Below are 21,413 nucleotides of genomic sequence, written 5' to 3'. Positions count from 1 at the left end.
GGTGGAAAACAAGCCCACGGGCAGGTTTTCCACCCGGGGCTGGCATGGTTTTGCAATGAATTCGTGCCCGGCGAACAGCGGCCTCGACCCGCCGGGCCCGACCAGGCCGCCCGTACGCCAATGCAAGAAACGGCGCCGCGCACTGGCTGCGCCGGTTGCCGGAATGGCGCCGCCTTAAACCAGCCGCGACGCGTCAACCGCGGCACGCACGAAATCGGCGAAAAGCGGGTGTGGATCGAAGGGTTTGGATTTCAGCTCGGGGTGGAACTGCACGCCTATGAACCACGGATGATCTGCCCATTCGACGATCTCGGGCAACCGGCCGTCGGGGGACATGCCCGAAAAGCTCAGGCCCGCGGCCTCCAGTTTGTCACGATACTTTATGTCCACCTCGTAACGGTGGCGGTGGCGTTCGTCGATCGCAGTCGTGCCGTAGATCTGGGCAACCTTGGAGCCCTCTTTCAGCACCGCGTCATAGGCACCCAGGCGCATGGTGCCGCCCTTGTCGTCGGTGGCCTTGCGGCTCACTTTCTGGTTGCCCTGCACCCATTCCTTGAGGTGATACACCACCGGCTCGAACCGTTTCTTGCCGGCCTCGTGGTCGAATTCCTCGGACCCGGCGGCGCTGACGCCGGCGACGTTGCGGGCCGCCTCGATCACGGCCATCTGCATGCCCAGGCAGATCCCCAGGTAGGGGATCTTGCGGGTACGGGCGAACTCGGCCGCCTTGATCTTGCCCTCGGTGCCGCGCTCGCCGAAGCCGCCGGGCACGAGGATCGCGTGAAAGCCTTCGAGATGGGGCGCGGCGTCTTCGGCGTCGAACACCTCGGCATCGACCCACGAGACATTCACCTTGACCCGGTTGGCCATGCCACCGTGGGTCAGGGCCTCCTTGATGGATTTATAGGCGTCTTCCAACTGGGTGTACTTGCCGACGATGGCAATGTTTACCGCGCCGTCGACATTGTGGATGCGGTCGGCCACGTCTTCCCATTTAGACAGGTCGGGGCGGGGGGCCGGGCTGATCTGGAAGGCATCCAGCACCGCCTGGTCCAACCCTTCGCGGTGATAGGCCAGCGGCGCCTCGTAGATCGAATTCAGGTCATAGGCCGCAACCACGGAGTCCTTGTGGACGTTGCAGAACAGCGCGATTTTCTCGCGCTCTTTCTCGGGGATCGGCTGTTCCGAACGGCAAACCAGGATATCCGGCGCAATGCCGATGCTTTGCAGCTCTTTCACCGAGTGCTGTGTCGGCTTGGTCTTCAACTCGCCGCTGGCGGCCAGGTAGGGCAGCAGCGTCAGGTGCATGAAGATGCACTGACCGCGCGGCTTGTCATGGGAAAACTGGCGGATCGCCTCGAAAAACGGAAGGCCCTCGATATCGCCCACGGTGCCGCCGATCTCGCAGAGCATGAAATCGACCTCGTTCTCGCCCACGCGCAGGAAATCCTTGATCTCGTTGGTGACGTGGGGGACCACCTGAATGGTCTTGCCCAGGTAATCGCCGCGGCGTTCCTTTTCAAGCACGTTGGAATAGATGCGCCCGGAACTGACCGAGTCGGTCATGCGCGCGGGCACGCCGGTGAAGCGTTCGTAATGGCCCAGGTCCAGATCGGTTTCCGCACCGTCATCGGTAACGAAAACCTCGCCATGTTCAAACGGCGACATCGTGCCGGGATCGACGTTCAGGTAGGGGTCAAGCTTGCGCAGCCGAACGCTGAACCCGCGTGCCTGGAGCAGCGCGCCAAGCGCGGCCGACGCCAACCCCTTGCCAAGGGAAGACACAACGCCGCCGGTAATGAAAATGAAACGAGCCATGTATCGGCCTCTCCCGTGTGTCGCATGAAACAGAGCGCCCGCCCGGCCCAAAAGACCGCAGCACCACGGGACTCAAGTTATAATGGATTCGCCTTGATGACGCAAGCAGACCGCAAGATGCTGTTGTGGGCCCGCCACTTCCCTCAAAAAGTTGTGGCGCGGGCCCTTAATCGGCGCGCGGAACCAGCGGTGCGCTGTCATCGCCGCTGGGCGGCAGCAGGCCATCGCCCGCCGAGGGCAGCACCGGATCGCCGTCGTCGCTTTGTTCAGCGGCGGGCTGGTTCCCGATGCGGTCCAGCACCGAACTGCCTGCCGATTTCTGCGCGGCCAGGATCGTCAATATCATCGAAGTGCAGATGAACGCGATCGCCAGAACCCATGTCACCTTGCCCATCGGCGTTGCCGGAGGGCGCCCGGACATGGTGCCGCCGCCACCGCCACCGATGCCAAGCCCGCCGCCCTCGGACCGCTGAACCAGCACGATGCCGATCAGCGCCAGCGCCAGAAGAAGATGGACGATGAGGATGACGTTTTCCATGGGGCCTCGGCTTGGCGGATTTTTCGTATCAGGGGCCATGTAATGATGTTTCGCCCAAGGGGCAAGCGATCATTCCCGCTCTGGACAGGATGGGTTGCCTGGCGCATCATCGATTCCATGCCACATGACCATCACGATCACGACCACGCCCATGCCGTCCTGCCGCCCGACCCGGCGCTGCGGGTAAAGGCGATCGAAACCATCCTGACGCAGAAGGGGCTGATAGATCCCGCTGCGCTGGACGAGATTATCGACACCTACGAAAATCGCATCGGGCCCAAGAACGGTGCGCTAGTGGTGGCCCGTGCCTGGACCGACCCCGAGTTTCGCGCGGCCCTGCTGGACGATGCCACGTCGGTAGTGGCCGAACTGGGGTTCTATGGCCGCCAGGGCGAGCATATAACGGCTGTCGAAAACACGCCCGAGCAACACAACATGGTCGTTTGCACCCTGTGCAGCTGTTACCCTTGGCCGCTGCTGGGCATTCCGCCAAGCTGGTACAAGTCAGACGCCTACCGCGCCCGCGCCGTGCGAGAGCCGCGCAAGGTGCTGGCCGAATTCGGCGTGGCCTTGCCCGAAGGCACGAAGGTGCGCGTGTGGGATTCAACCGCCGAGATGCGATACCTCGTGATTCCCATGCGCCCCGAAGGGACCGAAGGGCTGAGCGAAGAAGACCTTATACCTTGGGTCACGCGCGATTCGATGGTCGGCACCGGCCTGCCGGGGCGGCCAGAATGACCCGTGTGCATGACATGGGCGGGCGGTTCGGCGACGGGCCCGTGGCACCGGCGCCCGAGCCTGTCTTCAAGCAAGAGTGGCACGCACGGGCCCTGGCCGTGACGCTTGCCGCTGGTGCGCTGGGTCAATGGAACCTCGATACCTCGCGCCATTCGCGCGAGCGGTTGTCGCCCTCCGATTATGCGCGGTTTTCGTATTTCGAAAAATGGATCTCGGCGCTTGCCGACCTGCTGGAAGAGCACGGCGTTGTCACCCGCGCCGAGCTGGCGGCGGGGCAGGGCGATGGTGCAAGCCCGCTTGCCTCTCGTGCCTTGAAGGCCGATCAGGTCGCCGGTGCGCTGGCGCGTGGCGGGCCTGCCGATCGCCCGGTTGCGAGCGGGCCGCGTTTTGCCCCCGGTGATGGCGTGCGCACCCGCAGGCCGGCGCGTAACGCCTTTGTGCCCGGCGGGCATACGCGGTTGCCGGCATATGCGGCCGGTGCGGTGGGGCGCATCCTGCACCATCATGGCGGCCACGTGTTGCCTGATGCCAACGCCCATGGCTTGGGTGAAGCGCCCGAACACCTTTACACCGTCGTTTTCGATGCCGCCGAACTGTGGGGCACGGCCGAACGTGCCGGTGACGAGGTGACCTGCGATCTGTGGGAAAGCTACCTGGAGCCGGCATGAGCGACGCACCCAAGACCCCCGTATTTTCCGAACCATGGCATGCGCAGCTTTTCGCGCTGACGGTGCATCTGCACGAACGTGACGTGTTCACCTGGCCCGACTGGGCCGCGCGGTTCGGCGCTACGCTGGCCGAGCATGGCCTGTCGAAAGAGCTGGATGGCGGCGACGATTATTTCAACGCCTGGCTGGCCGCGCTTGAGGGGCTCTTGTCCCAGCGTTCGCTGGCCGAGGCGGCGCTGGTGCAGCAGATGCGCGACGCGTGGGAGGCGGCTTACATGCGCACGCCGCACGGCGACCCGGTGCGGCTGGCGTGATGCCATGGCCGCCGCGCGCATCACGCGGGGCTGGCGCCACGGCCTGAGCGATAGCGATCGGCAAACCCACGAGGCAACCTGAATTCCCACCCGTTAAACGGGCGGCGTGAATTTCCGGTTTCAACAGGCGCCGCGCGTCGCTATACCGGCGCGGGTTTGGACCGTCAGGAAAGGGTCGTGACATGGCAAACGTGGTCGTTGTAGGCGCGCAGTGGGGCGATGAAGGCAAGGGCAAGATCGTCGATTGGCTGAGCGAGCGGGCGGACGTGATCTGCCGCTTTCAGGGTGGCCACAATGCCGGCCACACGCTGGTGATCGACGGCAAGGTCTACAAGCTGCACGCGCTGCCCTCGGGCGTTGTGCGGGGCGGCAAGCTGAGCGTGATCGGCAATGGCGTGGTGCTCGACCCGTGGCACCTGCTGACCGAGATAGAGACGATTACCGCGCAGGGGGTCGAAATCACACCCGAGACACTGATGATTGCCGAGAACACGCCGCTTATCCTTCCGTTCCATGGCGAACTTGACCGCGCGCGCGAAGAGGCGGCGAGCAAGGGCACCAAGATCGGCACGACCGGGCGCGGCATTGGCCCGTGCTACGAAGACAAGGTTGGCCGGCGGGCGATCCGCGTGGCGGACCTGGCCGATGCCGCCACGTTGGAGGCGCGGGTGGATCGCGCGTTACAACACCACGATCCGCTGCGCCGGGGCCTGGGGATCGAGCCGATCGACCGCGACGCGCTGATCGCGCAGTTGCAAGAGATCGCGCCCCGGATCCTGCAATACGCCGCGCCGGTCTGGAAGGTGCTGAACGAGAAACGCAAAGCTGGCCGTCGCATCCTGTTCGAAGGGGCGCAGGGCGCGCTGCTGGATATCGATTTCGGCACCTATCCCTTTGTCACCTCGTCCAACGTGATTGCCGGTCAGGCGGCCACTGGCGTGGGCATCGGGCCGGGGGCCATCGATTACGTGCTGGGCATCGTCAAGGCCTACACCACCCGCGTGGGCGAAGGGCCCTTCCCGACCGAGCTGCATGATGAAGATGGGCAGCGCCTGGGCGAACGCGGGCACGAATTCGGCACCACCACGGGCCGCAAGCGGCGCTGTGGCTGGTTCGACGCGGCACTGGTGCGCCAGACCTGCGCCACCAGTGGCGTCAACGGCATCTCGCTGACCAAGCTCGATGTGCTGGACGGGTTCGACACTCTCAAGATCTGCGTGGGCTACGAGTTGGACGGTGCGCGGCTGGATTACCTGCCCACCGCAACCGATGCGCAGGCGCGGTGCGTGCCCATCTACGAAGAAATGGAGGGCTGGGCCGAATCAACCGAAGGGGCGCGCAGTTGGGCAGACCTGCCCGCCAACGCGATCAAATACGTCCGCCGCGTCGAAGAGTTGATCGAGTGCCCGGTCGCGCTACTTTCGACGTCACCCGAACGCGATGACACGATCCTTGTAACGGACCCGTTTGCAGACTGATGAGCCTGAGTTACAAAGCCCGAAAGCGCTGGTCGCTGGTTATACTTCTGATCGGCTTGCCGCTTTACATCGTGGCAGCGGTGACAGTTGTAAACATGCTTGAACGTCCGCCGATCTGGGCCGAGTTCCTTGTCTATGTCGCACTTGGGGTCGTTTGGGCGCTGCCGTTTCGTTTCATATTCAGGGGTGTCGGCCAGCCCGACCCGGACGATAACGATGGCTGACGGGGTAATGATATGAAAAGCGGCGGGCCACAATTCGGCCCGCCGTTTTCTTTTGTTGTCTTTAGATCAGCGTGGGCGATCAGCCCGCGCGCCGCTCCGCGGGTTGAAAGCCGATCTGGTCGGAGACCGTAAAGCGGCCCCCTTTCAGCTTTTGAATCTTGCCCTGGCGCAGCAGTTGGCCAAAGCTGCGCAACCCGTCCTCGCGGCTGAAATCGTCGCCGATCACCGAGCGGGCGCGGGTCATAAGCTGCGGGCGCGAGAACTGGTCGCACCCTTCGACGAAGGACAGGTAGGATGCCGCCGCCTCGAGCACTTCGGCCAGGTCCTTGGCGCCCTGCGTTTCGGCGTAATCGGCAAAGGTTTCGCCCTCGGCCCCCTTTACGGGCCGTTCCTGTGCCTTTTCCTGGATATCCGCCATCGACACGCGCCGCGGGCGCACGGGGCTGCGCGGCTCATCCCGGGTATCCACGCGCTGTTCGGCCACCAGCTTTAGCGGGGCAGGGCGCGATCCTTCGGTTGGGCGCGGGGTGCCGGCACTTTCAGTGCTGGCGCGGCGCGGCTGCACGACCGAGGCCAGGTCTTCGCGATAGGCCTCGCCGATCGTGTCCTCGCCCGTTTCCACCCCGGCCTCCTTGTCGGCACGGGTTGCGGCGACAGCGGCGCGCAGATGCTGGATCGCGTTGCGCCGGTTGGTGGATTCCGGCTCGTCCATCTCGCTGAGCGTCTTGGCCATCAGGCGTGTCAGGTCTCGTTCCGAGGTGGCCTGCCCAAGTTGGTCGCGCACGCGGCGCCGGTCTTGCGTGTCGGGCGTGTCGTCATCGGCCTCGGCAAAGATCGAATCGACGTCGGCATCATCCTCGTCGTCCAGTTCGGCTTCGACCTGGGCCAGCTCGGCCCGCAGTTCGGCCTCTTCCTCGGGGGTTAGGTCGCTTTCATCCAGCGCATTCCAATCGTCGTCTTCGTCAGCCTCTTCCAACGTGCCGTCGGCGATGGCGGCCTTGAAATCGGCGCGTTTGATCTTGACGATCCGCGCATGGTGCTGCGGGGCGGCCGGGGGATCAGCCTTGTCAGCATCGGACCGGGCGGCAGCCTCGTCAGCCCCGTCTGCGTCCGCATGGTCTGCCGTTTCCGATACGGTCCTGGGCGACTCTGCCTCCCCGGCTTCGAGACCAGCCAGGAAATCATCGAGCGAGTCATCTTCGGCTTCGGTGCCGTTCCCGTCCGCAGCGGCATCATTGCCCTGCGGCATCTCGTCCGCACTGACACTGTCACCCGACAAGCCGGACAGCTCGTCAAGGATGCTGGCAACGTCATCGGTATCTGCCTGGTCCTCGGCCTTGGCGTCGCTGTCACCGGGGGCCGCCCGTGCGGTTGCGTCGTCGGACCTATCGACCGGGGCGGTCGTTTCCACTGCGGTGTCATGCTCAGGCGCAGTATCTGCCTCGGGTTCCGCTTCGTTCTGCTCGGGCCGGGACGCGGCCAGGAAATCGGCCAGGGTTGAATCCTCGTCCTCGTCTTCCACACTTTCGGTCAAAACCGCGTCAAGCGCGGCGCTGTCGGCGGCGTCGAACCCCTCGGCGTGCTCATCCTCGGAATACTCGCTGCCAGTCGTGACGGCATTGCGCGACACGACCGCGCGGATGCGTTGAAGCTTGGCGGCAATGCTCGTTTCGTCGCTTGCCACCTCGCGCGCCACTGTGATCGGCGCCGCCTGGGCATCGGTGTTTGCGTCTTGACTTGCCTCGGCCGAGGTAGTCACCGCGACATTGTCGGACCCGGTTTCTTCATGCGCGGCGGCTTCATCCTGTGCGGGGCCGTCCTGTGCGGGGCCTGGGCGCGCCGCGTTCGCCTCGGGTTCATTCTCATCTTCGCCGCCGTCGACCGCCCTTTCATGCGTATCGGCGTGTGGGGCCAGGTCGGTTTCGGATTCGGCGGCAGGTTCTTGCGCAGGCGCGTCCTGTTCTTGGGGTTGGTCCGTGTCGGCAAGCGTCCGGGCGGGTTCAACCGGGTCGGAGGCTCGCAGAACGATACCGCCCCGTTCCTCGCGTGCTTCGACGCGGCGGGCAATCTCACGTTCGGCTATCCGGGCAAGCATTTCTGCATCCGGCGACGGAGGTTCTGCCCCGAAATATCGGTCGTCAGCGGCCAAGTCTCGAAAATACTCTGCAATCGCCTTCATCGTTTCAAATGAATCGTCGAATCCTTCCAACGTGCACGAGAACGTGCCGTAGGAAACCGTCAGAATTTTACTCGTGCTCACCATGATCACCTTACCTTTTATGTGCCGGCCAGAGTGTACCTAGCATCCGAGTGACGCCGAAACGTGAACGATTCTTCGGTTTTTACCGTATCATTTCATGGCAGGAATGTGGTTTGTTTCCCGAAAACGGGATAATCCTTCAATGACAGTTAAAATTGTTCGCACCGACACACCACTTTTGCTGGTCGGCGGCGGGGAGGCCGACTCGGCGACCGTCAGGTGCCTGCATGCGCTTGCGCCCGAGGTTGTCGCCGTCGACAGCGGTGCGGCCACGGCCCTGGCCGCGGGGGTGATGCCACGCGCGGTGGTGGGCGATATGGACAGCCTTGACCCGGAGACGCGCGCGCAGATCGATCCGGCGCGCATCCACACCATTTCCGAACAGGTCAGCACCGATTTTGACAAGGCGCTGCGTTCGGTTGTGACGCCGCTTGTGCTGGGCGCGGGGTTCATGGGGGCGCGGCGTGATCATGAATTGGCCAATTACAACGCGCTTGTGCGCCATGCGCACCGGCCCTGCATCCTGGTGGGCGGCGACGAGATCGTTATGCTGGCGCCCCCCGATCTGCACCTGGATCTGGCAGCGGGCACGCGCGTTTCGCTTTTCCCGATGCGGCCGGTCAGGGGGCACTCGCACGGGTTGCGATGGCCCATCGACGGGATCGATTTCGCGCCTCATGGCCGCGTGGGCACGTCCAACATGGCCACCGGACCCGTGCGCCTGACATTCGATGAACCCGGTATGCTGCTTATCCTGCCGCGATCTGCGTTGGATCTGACGGTGCGGGTGGTTCTGGCTTTGCCCGGCTGGTGGCCCGCTCCCTGAACAGAACGTAAAGGCCCGCAGCCATGATGACGCATATCCCTGCGGCCGCGATCGGGTTGGGCCAGTTGGAAAAGATCAGCCAGCCGATAAGCGTGGCAAAGGGAATTTCAAGGTATTGCATCGGCGCCACCGTGGCCGAGGGCGCATATCGCAGCGACCATGTCATCAGAAGGTGCGCCAGCGTGCCAAGGCTGCCGATGGCCAGTAACAGGCCCCATTCATACCCGCCCGATACCTCGAAATTCAGCCCCGTCTCGGTGCCAAAGGCCAGTAGTGGCAGCATGATCGCAACCGCCATGACGCCGCTGACCGCCTGCAACCCGATCGGGTCGGTCGCCTTGGCGATCTTGCGCGTCATGAGCATGAAAACCGCGAAGTTCAGCGCCACGCCCACAGGCAGCAGCGCGGGCCAGCCGACCTGGGCGAAGCTGGGTTGCACCACCAATAAAGTGCCGGCAAAGCCCACGATGCAGGCGATGACGCGCCGGTGCCCCACCTCTTCGCCCAAAACGAACTTGCCCAGGATCAGCAAGAAGAACGGCATCACGAAGGTGATGGCAATCGCCTCGGCCAGCGGCAGGTAGCGCAGCGCGGTAAACATCATCGCGATGCCCGTAAGATGCACCACAGTGCGCAGGCCGGTCAGCCACAGCACCATGCCGCGCATTCGCCAGATCCGCCCGGTCAGCGCGATCAACGGAATGAGAATCGCCGCCTGAAGGCCGAAACGGAACAGCAAGACCTCGCCCAGCGGCACCGCCTGGCCAAGCAGCTTGGCGACGGCGTCGGCCAAAGGCGCGACGATGCAAAATCCTAGCATCAGGCCGATGCCGAGTATGGGGCGATCTTCAGACATGCGCGCAACGCTAGACGTGGGTGGGTGGCGTTGCAATCCCTAGTTGCTGGCCCGTGGACAAGATCGCGTAAAACATATTCATCAAACGCATTGCGTTGACTGCTGCACGCCCTAAGCTGGGGCCAAGCGAAATGAACAATGGGAGGACGCCAGCCATGACCCTTTTGAAACCCACGCGACGTGAGATCCTGAAACTTGCCGCGATGGCCCCGGCCTTTGCGCTGCCCGGCGCGGTGCGCGCGCAGCTCGGGGCGCCGGATGCGCCGAACCCGGGGCATTTCCGGTTCACCCTTGGTGACATGCGCATCACGATCCTTTCGGACGGTTTCTTCAGCCTGCCGGCCGATGGGCTGGGCGTGAACGCCCCGCGTGACGAGGTGCAGGCATTCCTGGAAAAGCATTACCTGTCGCCGACCGACGGGTATTCGCACACAAATCACCTGCTGGTCGAAGCGGGTGATGCCAAGGTGCTGGTCGATGTTGGCTCGGGCAACCGTTTCATGCCCAGCGTGGGCCGGCTGATTTCCAACATGGAAGACGCGGGCGTAGACCCGTCCGAGATAACCCATGTCGTCATCACCCATGCCCACCCCGATCACATCTGGGGTATCCGCGACGATTTCGATGAGCCGCTTTTCCCTGATGCGCAGTATTTCATCGGCCAGGCCGAGCATGACTACTGGATGCAGGATGATCTTGTGAACAAGGTCGCCGCCGAGGACCAGCAATTCGTGCTGGGCGCGGTAAACTCGATCACCGCCGAGGGGCTGGAGTGGACGCTGCTGGGCAACGATGACGAAATCGTGCCGGGCGTGCGCGTCATCGACACGCCGGGCCACACGCCGGGCCACATGAGCGTGGTGGTCGAGTCGGGCGGCAAGCAACTGATGGCGCTGGGCGACGCGATGAGCCACGCCTACACCAATTTCGCCCATCCTGACTGGTACAACAACTTTGATGCCGACGGCGAACAGACCGTTGCCACCCGTCTTCGCCTGCTTGACATGGCCGCCGCCGACCGGATTTCGATCCTGGGGTACCATTTCCCCTTCCCGGGGGTCGGTCATGTGCTGCGTGAGGATGACAGCTATCGCTTTATCCCGGCGTTGTGGCAGTTCACCGAGTGACCCGGGCAGGGCGCGAGACTGCGTGTTTCATTTCCCGGCGCGTATCCCGGGGGTGAAGCGCGCCCTGTCGCACCGGCCGCGCGGCCGGTGCGACGCGCCGTTCCTCTGGTCATCGTGCGGTACCTGCGCTATTTCGCCGGGGAAAGCTGCCACAGGGGGACCCATGGCCGACAGCGCGAAATACGAACAGCCGGGCCCGGTCGAAGAAAACTGGCATGATGCCATTTCCTCGATCGAGGACATCATCGAGGATGCGCGCAACGGGCGCATGTTCATCCTGGTCGATCACGAGGACCGCGAGAACGAGGGCGACCTGGTGATACCCGCCCAGATGGCAACGCCCGAGGCGGTCAACTTCATGGCTATGCACGGGCGTGGTCTGATCTGCCTGGCGATGACCAGCCAGCGTGCCGACCAGCTGGGGCTTCAGCTGATGAGCACGAACAACTCCAGCCGGCATGAAACCGCCTTCACGATCTCGATCGAGGCGCGCGAAGGGGTGAGCACCGGCATTTCGGCGCATGATCGCGCCCGCACCATCGCGGTGGCGATCGACGCCGCCAAGGGGCCGCAGGATATCGCCACGCCCGGTCACGTCTTTCCGTTGCGCGCGCGCGACGGCGGCGTGCTGGTGCGCGCGGGCCATACCGAGGCGGCGGTCGATGTCAGCCGCCTGGCCGGGCTTAACCCTTCGGGCGTGATCTGCGAGATCATGAACGAGGATGGCACCATGGCGCGCCTGCCCGATCTTGTGACCTTTGCCCAGCGGCATGGGCTCAAGATCGGTACGATCTCCGACCTGATCGGCTATCGCCGCCGGTATGACAACCTGGTCAAGATGCGCGCCGAAAAGACCATCACCAGCGAGTTCGGCGGCGAATGGCAGATGCGTGTCTATATCGACGAAACGCAAGGCGCCGAGCATATCACGTTGATCAAGGGCGATATCACCGGCGAGGCGCCGGTTCTGGTGCGGATGCATGCGCTTGACCCGTTGCACGATATGGTGGGCGCGGGCCCTGCCGGCCGTGCCTTCGAGTTTTCCGACGCGATGCGCCAGATCGCGGCCGAGGGCCGCGGCGTGGTGGTTTTGCTGCGCGACCTGGAAATGAAGATCGCGCAAGAAGGCGAGGCAAGCCCGCAAACCCTGCGCCAATACGGGCTGGGAGCGCAGATCCTGTCGTCGCTGGGGCTATCGCGGCTCGAATTGCTGACCAATTCCGGCACGCCCAAGGTTGTCGGGCTCGAGGCGTATGGCCTGGAAATCACCGGAACCCGCAAGATCGAAAGGGGGGCCTGACATGGCTGGCACGGAAACCCATTACACCTTGCCCCGGGCCGAGTTCAACAAGCCCGTTAAGCTGCTGATCGTCGTCGCGCCCTATTACAAGGATATCGCCGACAACCTGATCGCGGGCGCGCGGGCGGAAATCGAGGCGGCGGGCGGCACCCATGACCTGGTCGAGGTGCCCGGCGCACTGGAAATTCCGAGTGCCATCGGCATGGCCGAACGCCTGTCGAATTACGATGGCTACGTGGCGTTGGGCTGCGTCATCCGGGGCGAGACCACCCATTACGAAACCGTCTGCAACGACAGCAGCCGGGGGCTGACGCTGCTGGGCCTCCAGGGGCTGTGCATCGGCAACGGCATACTGACGGTGGAAACCCGCCGCCAGGCCGAGGTACGCGCCGATCCCGCTGATCAGAACAAGGGCGGCGGCGCGGCGGCTGCGGCCTTGCATCTGGTGGCGCTTGCCCGTAAGTGGGGCACGCCCCGCGACAGCGTGGGATTTCAGCCCGCACGCGACGAATACCAGATCGCGGGGCAATCCAAGGATAACCACACCGCATGACGACCAGATCCGCGCCCAGGGACGACGCCCGCCGCCAGATGAAATCGGCCGCCCGGCTTTACGCCGTGCAGGCGCTGTTCCAGATGGAACAATCCGGCCAATCGACAGACGCGGTGGTGCGTGAATTCATCGACCATCGTTTCGGGGCGACCTATGAAGACGACGAGATGGCCGAGGGCCATCCCGACCATTTCCGCGCGCTGGTGAACGAGGCCGTGAACTGGCAGACTAGGATCGACCACATGACCGACCGGGCGCTGGTGGCGAAATGGCCGCTGGGACGAATCGATTCGGTGCTGCGGGCGCTGTTCCGCGCGGCCGGTGCCGAGATGATCACGCAGGACACGCCGCCCAAGGTCGTGATAAAGGAATTCGTCGATATCGCCGGGGCGTTCTATCCCGAGGGCCGCGAACCCGGTTTCGTCAACGCGGTGCTCGATCACATGGCGCGCGAGGTGCGCCCCGACGCTTTCTGACCCATGTCAGCCGCGCCCGAGACACCAGAGCCCGAGGTCGCGCTTATAACTTTCCTTGATGGCCACCGCTCCAAGGGGGCAAAGGCAACGGGCTCGTTTCGCCGCAATTTCGTGCAGGCGTTGCGCGCGCGCGGTATAAGGGCGCACCGGTTCGCCGGCCTGCGCAAGCTTTTCGCCGCAAACCTTCCGCGCGGCTCTGTCGTGGCCCTGTCGCTGAACGAGGATGAATTTTACCGCAATCTGGACTTGCGGCTTCCGGCCATGGCCATGCTGAGCAGCTATTGCCGCACGCAGGGGCTTACCCTGATACACGGGCTGGAACAGGCGCTGGTTTTGGCGAACAAGCGCGCAACCAGTGAAGTCTTGCGCCTGCATTCGGTGCCAACGCCGTCGCTTTCCTCGGGCGAAGCCGCGACCAAAGTGTTTTCGAACAGCCTGTCGGCCTCGCATCAGGCCGTCGAGGTGTTGCCGCCCGGCGCAGAGCTCGACGCGGGGCGGTTCAACGTCGACTATGTCGACTGTCGGCACCAAGAAGGTGGGCAGACATATCACGTGTGTCTGCGGGCACTTTGCGTTGGGCCGGATATCAATTTTGTCTACGTGCGGGCGCGGGACGTGGAACATGGCGGGCCCTCGGTGCACAACGTCGATACCCCGCAGGACCTGGGCCTGATACGCGCGCTCCACGACCGCCTTGTACGGCCGAACGAGGCACACATACAACGCATCGCCGCGCAGGTATCGCACGCGCTGGGATTCGGATTTTTCGGGATCGATATCCTTGCCGCCGCTGACGGGCGGCTGATGGTTTGCGAGGTCGGTGTCAAGTTCAACGACGTGTCTTACGAGACGCACATGTATCCGATTCGCGAGGGCCACCCGAACGAAACGATGTTGAACGGGGCCGCGGGAGAGCGCGCCGCGGCGCTGTTGGCGCGGCGCCTGTCGAAATAGCGCGCCACGGAACCTGGCGGCACCGGCCAAAACGGCCTAAACCCCCGGTGAGACCGTCCGCGGGGTTGATACCGGCCAGTCCGACGTTATGTTTCAGGCCTTGTGACAGGAGGTTTCCATGCCCAAACTCATTCGCCTTTACATCGTCAACGTGGCCATCGGCTTTGCCCTGGCCGGGGTCTTCGTCGGCCTGCTATTGTACCTCAACGTGGCGAACCTGTGGCACCTCGTGACCCATTCCGACAAGGGGTTGATTGCCGTGGCGGTTCTGTGGCTGGCCAACGGTATCGTCTTTGCGGGCGTGCAGTTCGGCATCGCGGTGATGCGGATGAAAGACGACGATGACGATGACGACGACAAGGGCAACCGCAGCCCCGTGCGCGTCGACATGAGCAAACCCGTCATGGTCAAGGCCGAAGCCAAGGCACCCAAAGGGTACTGACCGGGGCGCCGTCTTCCAGTTACATGGTTGCCGGGGTGAAGTGGCGGGCCCGCAGCGACCGTGTGGTTATCTCATTCCCGAGGACCTGTATGTACAGGTGGGCGTCAGGTAACCGGACCAGGGCCCGGACAGAGCCAACTCCCTCGGATTTGGGTAAGGCCACCGGAATGCAACCGTATCACGTGAAGAGCAGCACCCGCCACTGAGCTACCTAGTGTGTCATGCGGCTCGCGACAAGGGGTTGCGATTGTTCCTGTTTTGTTTCATCCTTTATCCGCCTTCTGGCCAGCCCGGTGCCGATGCTGAACCGGGGCGGGCCAGGCGGCTGCAAGACCATCATTCGGGGCACGCCATGTCAGGCACGACTGAAATATTGATGCCCGGTCAACGGCTTGCACGCGGCGTGTGCCGCCATCTTGCCACGCATGATTTTGCCTGCGTCGAAGAATTTTCCCCGCAGCGGGGCAAGCGGGTCGATGTGATGGCGCTTGGCCCCAAAGGTGAGCTGTGGGTGGTCGAGTGCAAATCCGGGCGGGCCGATTTTCAATCAGACGCCAAATGGCACGGCTACCTGGAATGGTGCGACCGATTTTTCTGGGCGGTTGACGCCGATTTCCCGGTCGAGTTGCTGCCCGAAGACACCGGGCTGATCCTGGCCGATGATTACAGTGCCGAACTGGTGCGGATGCCGGCAGAACAAAAGCTGCCGGGCGCACGCCGACGCGCGCTGACACGCAGATTCGCGGCGCATGCCGCGCGGCGCCTGCAGGCGCTGCGCGACCCCGGCTTTACTTTCGCGGTTTGACGGCCCGCGCGGCGCGGGCCGCAGCGCGAATTTCTTCGGCGATTTCATCGGCCTCGTCGGGGCTGAAATCCATCGGAATTTCGATGCCTTCGCCCTCGATGAACAGCCGCACCATGCCAAGCTCGGTGGGACCGATTTGCAGGTTTGCCTCGATATCGCGTTCGGTGTTGATGCCCATCCCGGATCTCCTTGCTTTGCGCGGCGATTAGCGGGTTCGCCCTTGATTGGCAAGCGCGCGCGGTATCAGATGCCTGGCATGAACGATATTGTCCTGCGCGATCTTGCAATCGGCGATGCCGGCTGGCTGATCCAGCAACATGCCGAACTTTATGCCCGCGACGAAGGGTTTGATGCCAGTTTCGAGGCGTTGGTGGCGGAAATCCTGGCCAACTACATTCGTGACCATGACCCCGCCTGTGAACGTGCCTGGATCGCGTGGCACGGCGATGTGCGCCTTGGCAGCATCTTTTGCGTTCGGCTTGATGAGGACACCGCCAAGCTGCGCCTGTTCCTGACCGTGCCTGCGGCACGTGGCACCGGGCTTGGCCAAAGGTTGCTGGATGAGTGCACGGCGTGGGCCCGGGCGCGCGGCTACACCCGGATGCAGCTTTGGACCCATGAAAGCCACAAGGCGGCCTGTGCGCTCTACCAACGTAACGGCTGGCGCTGCATCGCGCAGGAACCGGTGCACAATTTCGGCGTGGACCTGGTGGAACAGACCTGGGAAATCGCGCTTTAAAGGCGCGCGGAAAAATCCGGTCAATGCCCTTGCATTCGCGCGCGGGTGCCGCTAAATCGCCCGACAGTGCCGCCTTAGCTCAGTTGGTTAGAGCGCTGGATTGTGGATCCAGAGGTCCCCTGTTCAAGCCAGGGAGGCGGTACCATCACTCTCCTGCGGTAATCGCGATCTCTTGCTGCAAGGCGCCGGTCAGGCGGTTGTAGATCAGGATGCGCTGGTCGTCTGTCACGACGGCAAACCAGCCGTCGCCTTGTGTAAAAGCGGTGGCGCCGGTGCCGGCGGGCAGGGTGACCTGGTCGGGCAGGGCGGGGCCTGCGTCGCGCAAGCGCGTGACAAGCAGGCCGATCACCACTATGACGCCCACGATCATAACCGTCGTCAGGGTTGTCACCAGAAGGCGCAGAAATTTAAGGTTGGCCGGTTCTTCCGGCTGGGGCAGGTCATCCATGCAAAGCACCCTTGTTACAGTGCGTATCGGCGCCATGCCGCCGCCCCGCCTTGATAAGGCGCTGGCGCGCGATGTGCCAGAGGCGGCGGCGCTGTCGCGCACGCGGCTGGCGCGACTGATCGCCGAAGGTTTGGTGACGGTGAACGGTACGGCCGTGACCGATGCCAAGGCCCGCGTGGCCGAGGGCGATATTGCCGTGATCACCGTTCACGAGGCCGACGAAAGCCATATCGCCCCCGAGGACATTCCGCTGGAGGTGGTGTTCGAAGACGATGACCTGATCGTGGTGAACAAGCCTGCGGGCATGGTGGTTCATCCCGCGCCCGGCAGCCCCGGCGGCACGCTGGTCAATGCGCTGCTGCATCATTTCGGCGGGGCGCTTTCCGGGGTGGGCGGGGCCAAGCGGCCTGGCATCGTGCACCGGATAGACAAGGATACGAGCGGTCTTCTGGTGGTGGCCAAATCCGACCGCGCCCATCATGGGATGGCCGCGCAATTCGAAAGGCACACGGTAGACCGTGCTTACCTTGCGCTGTGCCATGGCGTGCCCGATCAGGCCGATCCGCGCCTTGGCGGTGTGCGCGGCGTCAGCTTCGAGACGGGCAACGTGATGAAGATCACCACCCAACTGGCCCGGCACAAGACCGACCGTCAGAAACAGGCGGTGCTGTTCCAGGGCGGGCGGCACGCCGTGACGCGGGTGCGCCTGCTGGAGCGGTTCGGCCAGCCCCCGGTTGTGGCCTTGGTGGAATGTCGCCTTGAAACCGGGCGCACGCATCAGATCCGTGTGCACATGGCCCATGTTGGCCACGGGCTGATCGGTGACCCGGTTTACGGCGGGCGGCGCAAGTTGTCGGAAAAAGCGGTGAGTGCCGCGGCGGTGGACGCCGCGCACGCCTTTCCGCGCCAGGCCCTGCATGCGGCGATCCTGGGGTTTGATCACCCGGTCAGCGGCGAACCGATGCGGTTCGAGGCCGCCTTGCCAACCGATTTCGCCACCCTTCTGGGCGCGCTGCGCGGCTGAAACGCGGTGCACAAGGCCGTGAGGGCCTTGTCACATTTCGCGCAAAACGACGGAAAAGCGCCCATATTCCGTATAGTGGAAACAGACCCTTGAAACGGGCGGCATGGCGCCCTAACTGTCATGTTAAACCCTTAAACATTAAGGAGGGGACAGGGATAATGAGCAATTACGCAAATCTGCCGGCACCAACGCCAGAAGGCGGCCTGAACCGCTACTTGCAGGAAATCCGCAAATTTCCACTGCTGGAACCGGAAGAAGAATACATGCTGGCCAAGCGCTGGGTCGAAGACCAGGATTCCGAGGCCGCGCACAAGATGGTTACCAGTCACCTGCGCCTGGCGGCCAAGATCGCCATGGGCTACCGCGGCTATGGCCTGCCCCAAGCCGAGGTGATTTCCGAGGCGAATGTCGGCCTGATGCAGGCCGTCAAGCGGTTCGACCCCGAAAAGGGGTTCCGCTTGGCAACCTATGCAATGTGGTGGATCCGCGCCTCGATCCAGGAATATATCCTGCGGTCATGGAGCTTGGTGAAACTGGGCACCACGAGCGCGCAGAAAAAGCTCTTTTTCAACTTGCGCAAGGCCAAGGCCCGTATCGGTGCGCTGGAAGATGGCGACTTGCGCCCCGAGAACGTCAAGCAGATTGCCACCGATCTTGGCGTGACCGAGGACGAGGTCATCAGCATGAACCGCCGCATGTCCGGCGGCGACGCGTCGCTGAACGCGCAGGTGGGTCAAGAGGGCGAAGGCTCGATGCAGTGGCAGGACTGGTTGGAAGATGAAGACGCCGACCAGGCCACCGAGTACGAAGAACGCGACGAGTTGAAAGCCCGCCGCGAACTCCTGGCCCGCGCGATGGAAGTTCTGAACGATCGTGAGCGCGATATCCTGACCCAGCGCCGGCTGAGCGACGAGACCGTCACGCTGGAGGATCTGAGCGGGCAATACGATGTCAGCCGCGAACGTATTCGCCAGATCGAGGTGCGCGCCTTTGAAAAGCTGCAACAGCGGATGCGTGAACTGGCCGCTGAAAAAGGCATGTTGCCCGCCGCGTGACGGAGCCGCCTTTCCGGCCAGATGGCCATTTTCTCAGGCCCCCGTGCGCAGGATGCGCGCGGGGGCTTGTCTTTGGCGATGCGGGGCGGTCAACTGCGCGCGATGTCTGAAATCGTCTTTCATCTGCCTGCCGATTGGGTGGTCGATCCGGCCGCCATGCTGCCGTTTTACCAAAAGCTGACAGAGGGCTTGGCCGAACGCGGGATCAATTGGCGCGCGGTGCCGATCAACCGCGACGCGCTGCCCGGTGCGCTGGATGCCGATGATGCGTTTCACATCATCAACCATGGCCGCGTGCAGCACCCGCGCGCATTGAATGCGGGCATTGCCTATATCTACCCGTTCTGGAACCTTGACCCGGATGGCATCCGGGCCTTTTCGTCGATCGCTGGGCGCCCGTTCCGCCCCGCTCGGGTGGATGCCGACAAGGCGCGGGCCTTTATCCGCCGTCAGCGCGATCGTCTGGTTGCAGCTCGACAGTCGCGCTATGAGCAGCCGCAAGAACGCGCCCCCTTGCCGCGGGCCGAGGCGGCGGTTTTCCTGCAATCCGAGGGCCATCGCACCGTCGGTGAGACCTGCTATCTTGATCGCTGGACGATGCTGGAAACGGTGCTTGCCGCCACCGAGGGGCCGGTCATCGTCAAACCGCACCCGCGCGAACTGGATGGCGCGGTCTATAATCGTCTGGCGGCGTTCCGGGCCGCTGCGCCGCGGCTGGCGATCAGTACCGGCAATATCCACGATATCATCGCCGCCTCCGATCGGGTGGTCACGATCAACTCGGCCGTGGGTGTCGAGGCTTACCTGCATCGAAAACCCGTGATCCTGTGTGGGAAGGCCGATTTTCATCATATCGCCACCGTGGCCCAATCGGCCGATGCGCTGGGCGCGGCGCTGCGCGGCCCGGCCCCGGCGCGCCACTATGACAAGTACGTTTACTGGTATTTCGGGCATATGTGCGTGAATGCCGGCGGGCCTAACCTGTTGGAACAGGTGCTGCACCGTATCAGGGCAACTGGCTACGCGATCTGACCCAGATCATTGATTGGTGCCGCCTGAACCCCCAGAGTCATGGGGTATACCCGAAAAGGAGGTTCATGCATGAAACCCGTTCGCACATTGATATTGCTGGCCAGTGAAAAGCAGATGAGGCTTGTTGAAAACGTCGGCGTCGGCAAGGGCGTGGCCGAGATTGCCACCTACACGGTCGATGACCTGGGCGAGATCAGCAGCCGTTACGCCGATGCGCCGGGTCGCCAGCGTGGCGGGCCGGGCATGGGGGGGCATGAATTCGAACGGCCCACGTCGGAGCGCCGCCAGCAACGCGAGGATTTCGCTGATCACGTGATGGATGAAACCGCGCGCATCTTTCAGGCCAACGGCTATGACAGGCTGGTGGTTGCGGCGGCCCCCAAGATGCTGGGCGCGTTGCGCGACGACATGCCCGCGCCGCTCAAATCGGCCTTGCACGCAGACCTGGACAAGGATCTGACCAAGACCGAGCTGGCCGATCTGCCATCGCATCTGCAAGACGTGCTGGCCGTCTGAGCCCTAGTCAAGCCGGGCGCGCAGCACGCGGATCATGTTGCCGCCCATGACCTTGGCGATCTGCGCCTCGCTCAACCCTTGCGCCAACAGCGCATGGGTGAGCGCGGGCAGTTCCGAGGTGTCGAAGGCCGTTTCAACCGACCCGTCGAAATCCGACCCAAGCGATACGTGGTCTTCGCCGACCACGGCAATGGCGGCGGCAATCATTTCGGCAATCCCGTCGGGCGTGATCGGGCCACATACGACATCGGCCCAATACCCCATGCCTATCACACCGCCGGTTTCCGCGATCTGGCGCATCAGGTCGTCAGGCAGGTTGCGCGTGACCTCGCAGTGCGAATGAAGGCCGGAATGGGACAGGACCAACGGCACGTCCGTCATCTCCAGCACCTCGCGCACCACTTGCGGGCTGGAATGGGCCAGGTCGATGATAACCGGCCGCCGGGCCAGCTCGGCCACCACCTGGAGGCCAAACTCGGTCAGCCCGGCATCGCCTGTCCCGTGCAACGAGCCGCCCAGTTCATTGTCGAAGAAATGGTGCAGCCCGAATAGCCGATGCCCGGCGTCATACAACCCGTCGAGCTTGGCAAAATCGCCTTCCAGCGGGTGCAGCCCCTCGACACCCAGGATGCCGCCCACGATGTCACCACCCTCGGCGCGGGCGGTCAGCACTGCGTCCAGGTCGGCCCGGGACTTGATGATTCTCAACTGCCCGGCCAATTGCCGTTCGAAACGATGCAGCTTCTCGGCCTGGTAGATCGCGCGCTCGTAGATGCTGGTCCATGTGCGCATTGGCCAAAGCTGCCCGACAGCCAACAGGGTGATGTTGTCAAACGCCTCGGCGCTGTTTTCCTCGTAATTCTGGCCCGCGGGCGATTTGGTGACGGCGGTAAAGACCTGAACCGCCACGCCGCCCTCGATCAGGCGTGGAATATCGACCTGGCCGCGATTGCCGCGTTCGGCCAGGTCGCGTTTCCAAAGCAGTGGATCGGCATGCCAGTCGCCCACGATCAGGCTGTCATGCAGGGCGCGTGCCTCGGTCGAAACGGGGTAGGGGGCGTGCGGAATCACAGCGTTGCGCTGCGACTCGACATAGGCGGGCGCGAACAGGAAAAATGCGGCCGTGGCCAAGATCAAAAGCGCCAAAAGGGCGCCCAGGGCTTTCGTCAAAACACGCATCTTTCCGTTCCTCCCGTTTTAGGCGAGAATGTGGGAATATTTT

The 21,413-nt window shown here is 63.6% G+C and carries 25 protein-coding genes and 1 tRNA gene; 19 read left to right on the top strand and 7 right to left on the bottom strand.

Translation table 11 applies throughout. The annotated features are described in order from the left end of the window. Positions 1–174: 174 nt before the first annotated feature. The gene (gene pyrG, locus M8744_RS04645; protein ID WP_251410221.1) at positions 175–1,818 is read right to left on the bottom strand and encodes a CTP synthase; all 1,644 of its coding nucleotides are present in this window, start codon (positions 1,816–1,818) and stop codon (positions 175–177) included. A gap of 166 nt (positions 1,819–1,984) precedes the next feature. Beyond that, on the bottom strand, positions 1,985–2,356 hold the full coding sequence (gene secG, locus M8744_RS04640) for a preprotein translocase subunit SecG (protein WP_251410218.1): 372 nt from the start codon (positions 2,354–2,356) through the stop codon (positions 1,985–1,987). A gap of 117 nt (positions 2,357–2,473) precedes the next feature. Between secG and nthA the strand changes: the two genes are divergently transcribed. The 5 genes from nthA to M8744_RS04615 all read left to right on the top strand — a co-directional run bounded on the left by nthA (position 2,474) and on the right by M8744_RS04615 (position 5,778). Continuing rightward, entirely contained in the window at positions 2,474–3,094 is a 621-nt protein-coding gene (nthA, locus tag M8744_RS04635) for a nitrile hydratase subunit alpha (RefSeq protein ID WP_251410215.1), read from the top strand. Continuing rightward, positions 3,091–3,762 carry a nitrile hydratase subunit beta gene (nthB, locus tag M8744_RS04630; protein WP_251410212.1) on the top strand — a complete coding sequence of 224 codons (672 nt, stop codon included), beginning with the start codon at positions 3,091–3,093 and terminating at the stop codon, positions 3,760–3,762. The genes nthA and nthB overlap by 4 nt, the downstream gene beginning before the upstream one ends. Next, a complete protein-coding gene (locus M8744_RS04625) occupies positions 3,759–4,076 on the top strand; it encodes a nitrile hydratase accessory protein (protein WP_251410209.1) in 318 nt (105 codons plus the stop codon). The genes nthB and M8744_RS04625 overlap by 4 nt, the downstream gene beginning before the upstream one ends. Positions 4,077–4,258: 182 nt before the next feature. Beyond that, positions 4,259–5,554: an adenylosuccinate synthase gene (locus M8744_RS04620; RefSeq protein ID WP_251410206.1), complete on the top strand. Its 1,296-nt coding sequence runs from the start codon at positions 4,259–4,261 to the stop codon at positions 5,552–5,554. Next, positions 5,554–5,778: a DUF2842 domain-containing protein gene (locus M8744_RS04615; protein WP_251410202.1), complete on the top strand. Its 225-nt coding sequence runs from the start codon at positions 5,554–5,556 to the stop codon at positions 5,776–5,778. Before M8744_RS04620 ends, M8744_RS04615 begins: the two co-directional genes overlap by 1 nt. Before the next feature lie 79 nt (positions 5,779–5,857). On the opposite strand, the gene M8744_RS04610 is transcribed toward M8744_RS04615, so the two are convergent. Beyond that, positions 5,858–8,041, bottom strand: a complete 2,184-nt coding sequence (locus tag M8744_RS04610; protein ID WP_434481346.1) for a hypothetical protein — start codon at positions 8,039–8,041, stop codon at positions 5,858–5,860. Between the two features lie 139 nt (positions 8,042–8,180). Here M8744_RS04610 and M8744_RS04605 point away from each other — a divergent pair, with 139 nt between their 5' ends. Continuing rightward, positions 8,181–8,864 (top strand): thiamine diphosphokinase, encoded by a 684-nt coding sequence (locus M8744_RS04605; protein WP_251410196.1) that lies wholly within the window; start codon positions 8,181–8,183, stop codon positions 8,862–8,864. Here M8744_RS04605 and M8744_RS04600 read toward each other — a convergent pair. Beyond that, on the bottom strand, positions 8,788–9,720 hold the full coding sequence (locus M8744_RS04600; protein ID WP_251410193.1) for a DMT family transporter: 933 nt from the start codon (positions 9,718–9,720) through the stop codon (positions 8,788–8,790). The two genes, M8744_RS04605 and M8744_RS04600, sit on opposite strands and share 77 nt — an antisense overlap. Positions 9,721–9,875: 155 nt before the next feature. On the opposite strand from M8744_RS04600, the gene M8744_RS04595 reads away from it, so the two are divergent. The 7 genes from M8744_RS04595 (at position 9,876) to M8744_RS04565 (ending at position 15,377) form a co-directional block, all read left to right on the top strand. Further along, a complete protein-coding gene (locus M8744_RS04595) occupies positions 9,876–10,847 on the top strand; it encodes an MBL fold metallo-hydrolase (protein ID WP_251410190.1) in 972 nt (323 codons plus the stop codon). A 163-nt stretch (positions 10,848–11,010) separates the two neighbouring features. Next, entirely contained in the window at positions 11,011–12,147 is a 1,137-nt protein-coding gene (gene ribB, locus M8744_RS04590; RefSeq protein WP_251410187.1) for a 3,4-dihydroxy-2-butanone-4-phosphate synthase, read from the top strand. 1 nt (position 12,148) lies between these two features. Beyond that, positions 12,149–12,700, top strand: coding sequence for a 6,7-dimethyl-8-ribityllumazine synthase (locus tag M8744_RS04585; RefSeq protein ID WP_251410182.1), 552 nt, complete (start codon positions 12,149–12,151; stop codon positions 12,698–12,700). Then, the gene (nusB, locus tag M8744_RS04580; RefSeq protein ID WP_251410179.1) at positions 12,697–13,176 is read left to right on the top strand and encodes a transcription antitermination factor NusB; all 480 of its coding nucleotides are present in this window, start codon (positions 12,697–12,699) and stop codon (positions 13,174–13,176) included. The genes M8744_RS04585 and nusB overlap by 4 nt, the downstream gene beginning before the upstream one ends. A 3-nt stretch (positions 13,177–13,179) precedes the next feature. After that, positions 13,180–14,130, top strand: a complete 951-nt coding sequence (locus M8744_RS04575) for a hypothetical protein (protein WP_251410177.1) — start codon at positions 13,180–13,182, stop codon at positions 14,128–14,130. A gap of 118 nt (positions 14,131–14,248) precedes the next feature. Beyond that, positions 14,249–14,572, top strand: coding sequence for a hypothetical protein (locus M8744_RS04570; protein WP_251410174.1), 324 nt, complete (start codon positions 14,249–14,251; stop codon positions 14,570–14,572). Positions 14,573–14,924: 352 nt separating this feature from the next. Continuing rightward, positions 14,925–15,377: an MmcB family DNA repair protein gene (locus M8744_RS04565; protein ID WP_434481349.1), complete on the top strand. Its 453-nt coding sequence runs from the start codon at positions 14,925–14,927 to the stop codon at positions 15,375–15,377. On the opposite strand, the gene M8744_RS04560 is transcribed toward M8744_RS04565, so the two are convergent. Then, a complete protein-coding gene (locus tag M8744_RS04560) occupies positions 15,361–15,555 on the bottom strand; it encodes a DUF6324 family protein (protein WP_251410171.1) in 195 nt (64 codons plus the stop codon). The two genes, M8744_RS04565 and M8744_RS04560, sit on opposite strands and share 17 nt — an antisense overlap. Positions 15,556–15,633: 78 nt before the next feature. Here M8744_RS04560 and M8744_RS04555 point away from each other — a divergent pair, with 78 nt between their 5' ends. After that, complete coding sequence (locus M8744_RS04555) at positions 15,634–16,116, top strand: GNAT family N-acetyltransferase (RefSeq protein ID WP_251410168.1); 483 nt, start codon at positions 15,634–15,636, stop codon at positions 16,114–16,116. Between the two features lie 68 nt (positions 16,117–16,184). After that, positions 16,185–16,261, top strand: a tRNA-His gene (locus M8744_RS04550). Here the strand turns inward: M8744_RS04550 and M8744_RS04545 are convergent. After that, a complete protein-coding gene (locus M8744_RS04545; protein ID WP_251410165.1) occupies positions 16,262–16,564 on the bottom strand; it encodes a DUF6476 family protein in 303 nt (100 codons plus the stop codon). On the opposite strand from M8744_RS04545, the gene M8744_RS04540 reads away from it, so the two are divergent. The 4 genes from M8744_RS04540 (at position 16,563) to M8744_RS04525 (ending at position 20,191) form a co-directional block, all read left to right on the top strand. Then, complete coding sequence (locus tag M8744_RS04540; RefSeq protein WP_251410162.1) at positions 16,563–17,588, top strand: RluA family pseudouridine synthase; 1,026 nt, start codon at positions 16,563–16,565, stop codon at positions 17,586–17,588. The two genes, M8744_RS04545 and M8744_RS04540, sit on opposite strands and share 2 nt — an antisense overlap. Before the next feature lie 158 nt (positions 17,589–17,746). Next, on the top strand, positions 17,747–18,643 hold the full coding sequence (rpoH, locus tag M8744_RS04535) for an RNA polymerase sigma factor RpoH (protein WP_251410158.1): 897 nt from the start codon (positions 17,747–17,749) through the stop codon (positions 18,641–18,643). Positions 18,644–18,664: 21 nt separating this feature from the next. Then, positions 18,665–19,675, top strand: a complete 1,011-nt coding sequence (locus M8744_RS04530) for a capsular polysaccharide export protein, LipB/KpsS family (RefSeq protein ID WP_251410155.1) — start codon at positions 18,665–18,667, stop codon at positions 19,673–19,675. Positions 19,676–19,744: 69 nt separating this feature from the next. Then, positions 19,745–20,191: a baeRF12 domain-containing protein gene (locus M8744_RS04525; protein WP_251410152.1), complete on the top strand. Its 447-nt coding sequence runs from the start codon at positions 19,745–19,747 to the stop codon at positions 20,189–20,191. A gap of 3 nt (positions 20,192–20,194) precedes the next feature. Here the strand turns inward: M8744_RS04525 and M8744_RS04520 are convergent, their stop codons facing one another. Then, positions 20,195–21,370 carry a dipeptidase gene (locus M8744_RS04520; protein WP_251410149.1) on the bottom strand — a complete coding sequence of 392 codons (1,176 nt, stop codon included), beginning with the start codon at positions 21,368–21,370 and terminating at the stop codon, positions 20,195–20,197. Between the last annotated feature and the right edge of the window lie 43 nt (positions 21,371–21,413).

This window comes from Lutimaribacter degradans (genome assembly GCF_023703375.1).
Lineage (GTDB): Bacteria > Pseudomonadota > Alphaproteobacteria > Rhodobacterales > Rhodobacteraceae > Lutimaribacter > Lutimaribacter degradans.
This window is presented reverse-complemented; position numbering and strand designations above follow the sequence as displayed.

Excerpts from the sequence above, each read along its gene's own strand:
- M8744_RS04545 (WP_251410165.1), bottom strand. The coding sequence starts at position 16,564 with ATGGATGACCTGCCCCAGCCGGAAGAACCGGCCAACCTTAAATTTCTG.
- M8744_RS04585 (WP_251410182.1), top strand. The coding sequence starts at position 12,149 with ATGGCTGGCACGGAAACCCATTACACCTTGCCCCGGGCCGAGTTCAAC.
- rpoH (WP_251410158.1), top strand. The coding sequence starts at position 17,747 with ATGAGCAATTACGCAAATCTGCCGGCACCAACGCCAGAAGGCGGCCTG.
- nusB (WP_251410179.1), top strand. The coding sequence starts at position 12,697 with ATGACGACCAGATCCGCGCCCAGGGACGACGCCCGCCGCCAGATGAAA.
- secG (WP_251410218.1), bottom strand. The coding sequence starts at position 2,356 with ATGGAAAACGTCATCCTCATCGTCCATCTTCTTCTGGCGCTGGCGCTG.
- M8744_RS04525 (WP_251410152.1), top strand. The coding sequence starts at position 19,745 with ATGAAACCCGTTCGCACATTGATATTGCTGGCCAGTGAAAAGCAGATG.
- pyrG (WP_251410221.1), bottom strand. The coding sequence starts at position 1,818 with ATGGCTCGTTTCATTTTCATTACCGGCGGCGTTGTGTCTTCCCTTGGC.
- ribB (WP_251410187.1), top strand. The coding sequence starts at position 11,011 with ATGGCCGACAGCGCGAAATACGAACAGCCGGGCCCGGTCGAAGAAAAC.
- nthA (WP_251410215.1), top strand. The coding sequence starts at position 2,474 with ATGCCACATGACCATCACGATCACGACCACGCCCATGCCGTCCTGCCG.
- M8744_RS04565 (WP_434481349.1), top strand. The coding sequence starts at position 14,925 with ATGTCAGGCACGACTGAAATATTGATGCCCGGTCAACGGCTTGCACGC.
- nthB (WP_251410212.1), top strand. The coding sequence starts at position 3,091 with ATGACCCGTGTGCATGACATGGGCGGGCGGTTCGGCGACGGGCCCGTG.
- M8744_RS04560 (WP_251410171.1), bottom strand. The coding sequence starts at position 15,555 with ATGGGCATCAACACCGAACGCGATATCGAGGCAAACCTGCAAATCGGT.
- M8744_RS04610 (WP_434481346.1), bottom strand. The coding sequence starts at position 8,041 with ATGGTGAGCACGAGTAAAATTCTGACGGTTTCCTACGGCACGTTCTCG.
- M8744_RS04570 (WP_251410174.1), top strand. The coding sequence starts at position 14,249 with ATGCCCAAACTCATTCGCCTTTACATCGTCAACGTGGCCATCGGCTTT.
- M8744_RS04615 (WP_251410202.1), top strand. The coding sequence starts at position 5,554 with ATGAGCCTGAGTTACAAAGCCCGAAAGCGCTGGTCGCTGGTTATACTT.
- M8744_RS04620 (WP_251410206.1), top strand. The coding sequence starts at position 4,259 with ATGGCAAACGTGGTCGTTGTAGGCGCGCAGTGGGGCGATGAAGGCAAG.
- M8744_RS04575 (WP_251410177.1), top strand. The coding sequence starts at position 13,180 with ATGTCAGCCGCGCCCGAGACACCAGAGCCCGAGGTCGCGCTTATAACT.
- M8744_RS04595 (WP_251410190.1), top strand. The coding sequence starts at position 9,876 with ATGACCCTTTTGAAACCCACGCGACGTGAGATCCTGAAACTTGCCGCG.
- M8744_RS04540 (WP_251410162.1), top strand. The coding sequence starts at position 16,563 with ATGCAAAGCACCCTTGTTACAGTGCGTATCGGCGCCATGCCGCCGCCC.
- M8744_RS04605 (WP_251410196.1), top strand. The coding sequence starts at position 8,181 with ATGACAGTTAAAATTGTTCGCACCGACACACCACTTTTGCTGGTCGGC.
- M8744_RS04530 (WP_251410155.1), top strand. The coding sequence starts at position 18,665 with ATGGCCATTTTCTCAGGCCCCCGTGCGCAGGATGCGCGCGGGGGCTTG.
- M8744_RS04555 (WP_251410168.1), top strand. The coding sequence starts at position 15,634 with ATGAACGATATTGTCCTGCGCGATCTTGCAATCGGCGATGCCGGCTGG.
- M8744_RS04625 (WP_251410209.1), top strand. The coding sequence starts at position 3,759 with ATGAGCGACGCACCCAAGACCCCCGTATTTTCCGAACCATGGCATGCG.
- M8744_RS04520 (WP_251410149.1), bottom strand. The coding sequence starts at position 21,370 with ATGCGTGTTTTGACGAAAGCCCTGGGCGCCCTTTTGGCGCTTTTGATC.
- M8744_RS04600 (WP_251410193.1), bottom strand. The coding sequence starts at position 9,720 with ATGTCTGAAGATCGCCCCATACTCGGCATCGGCCTGATGCTAGGATTT.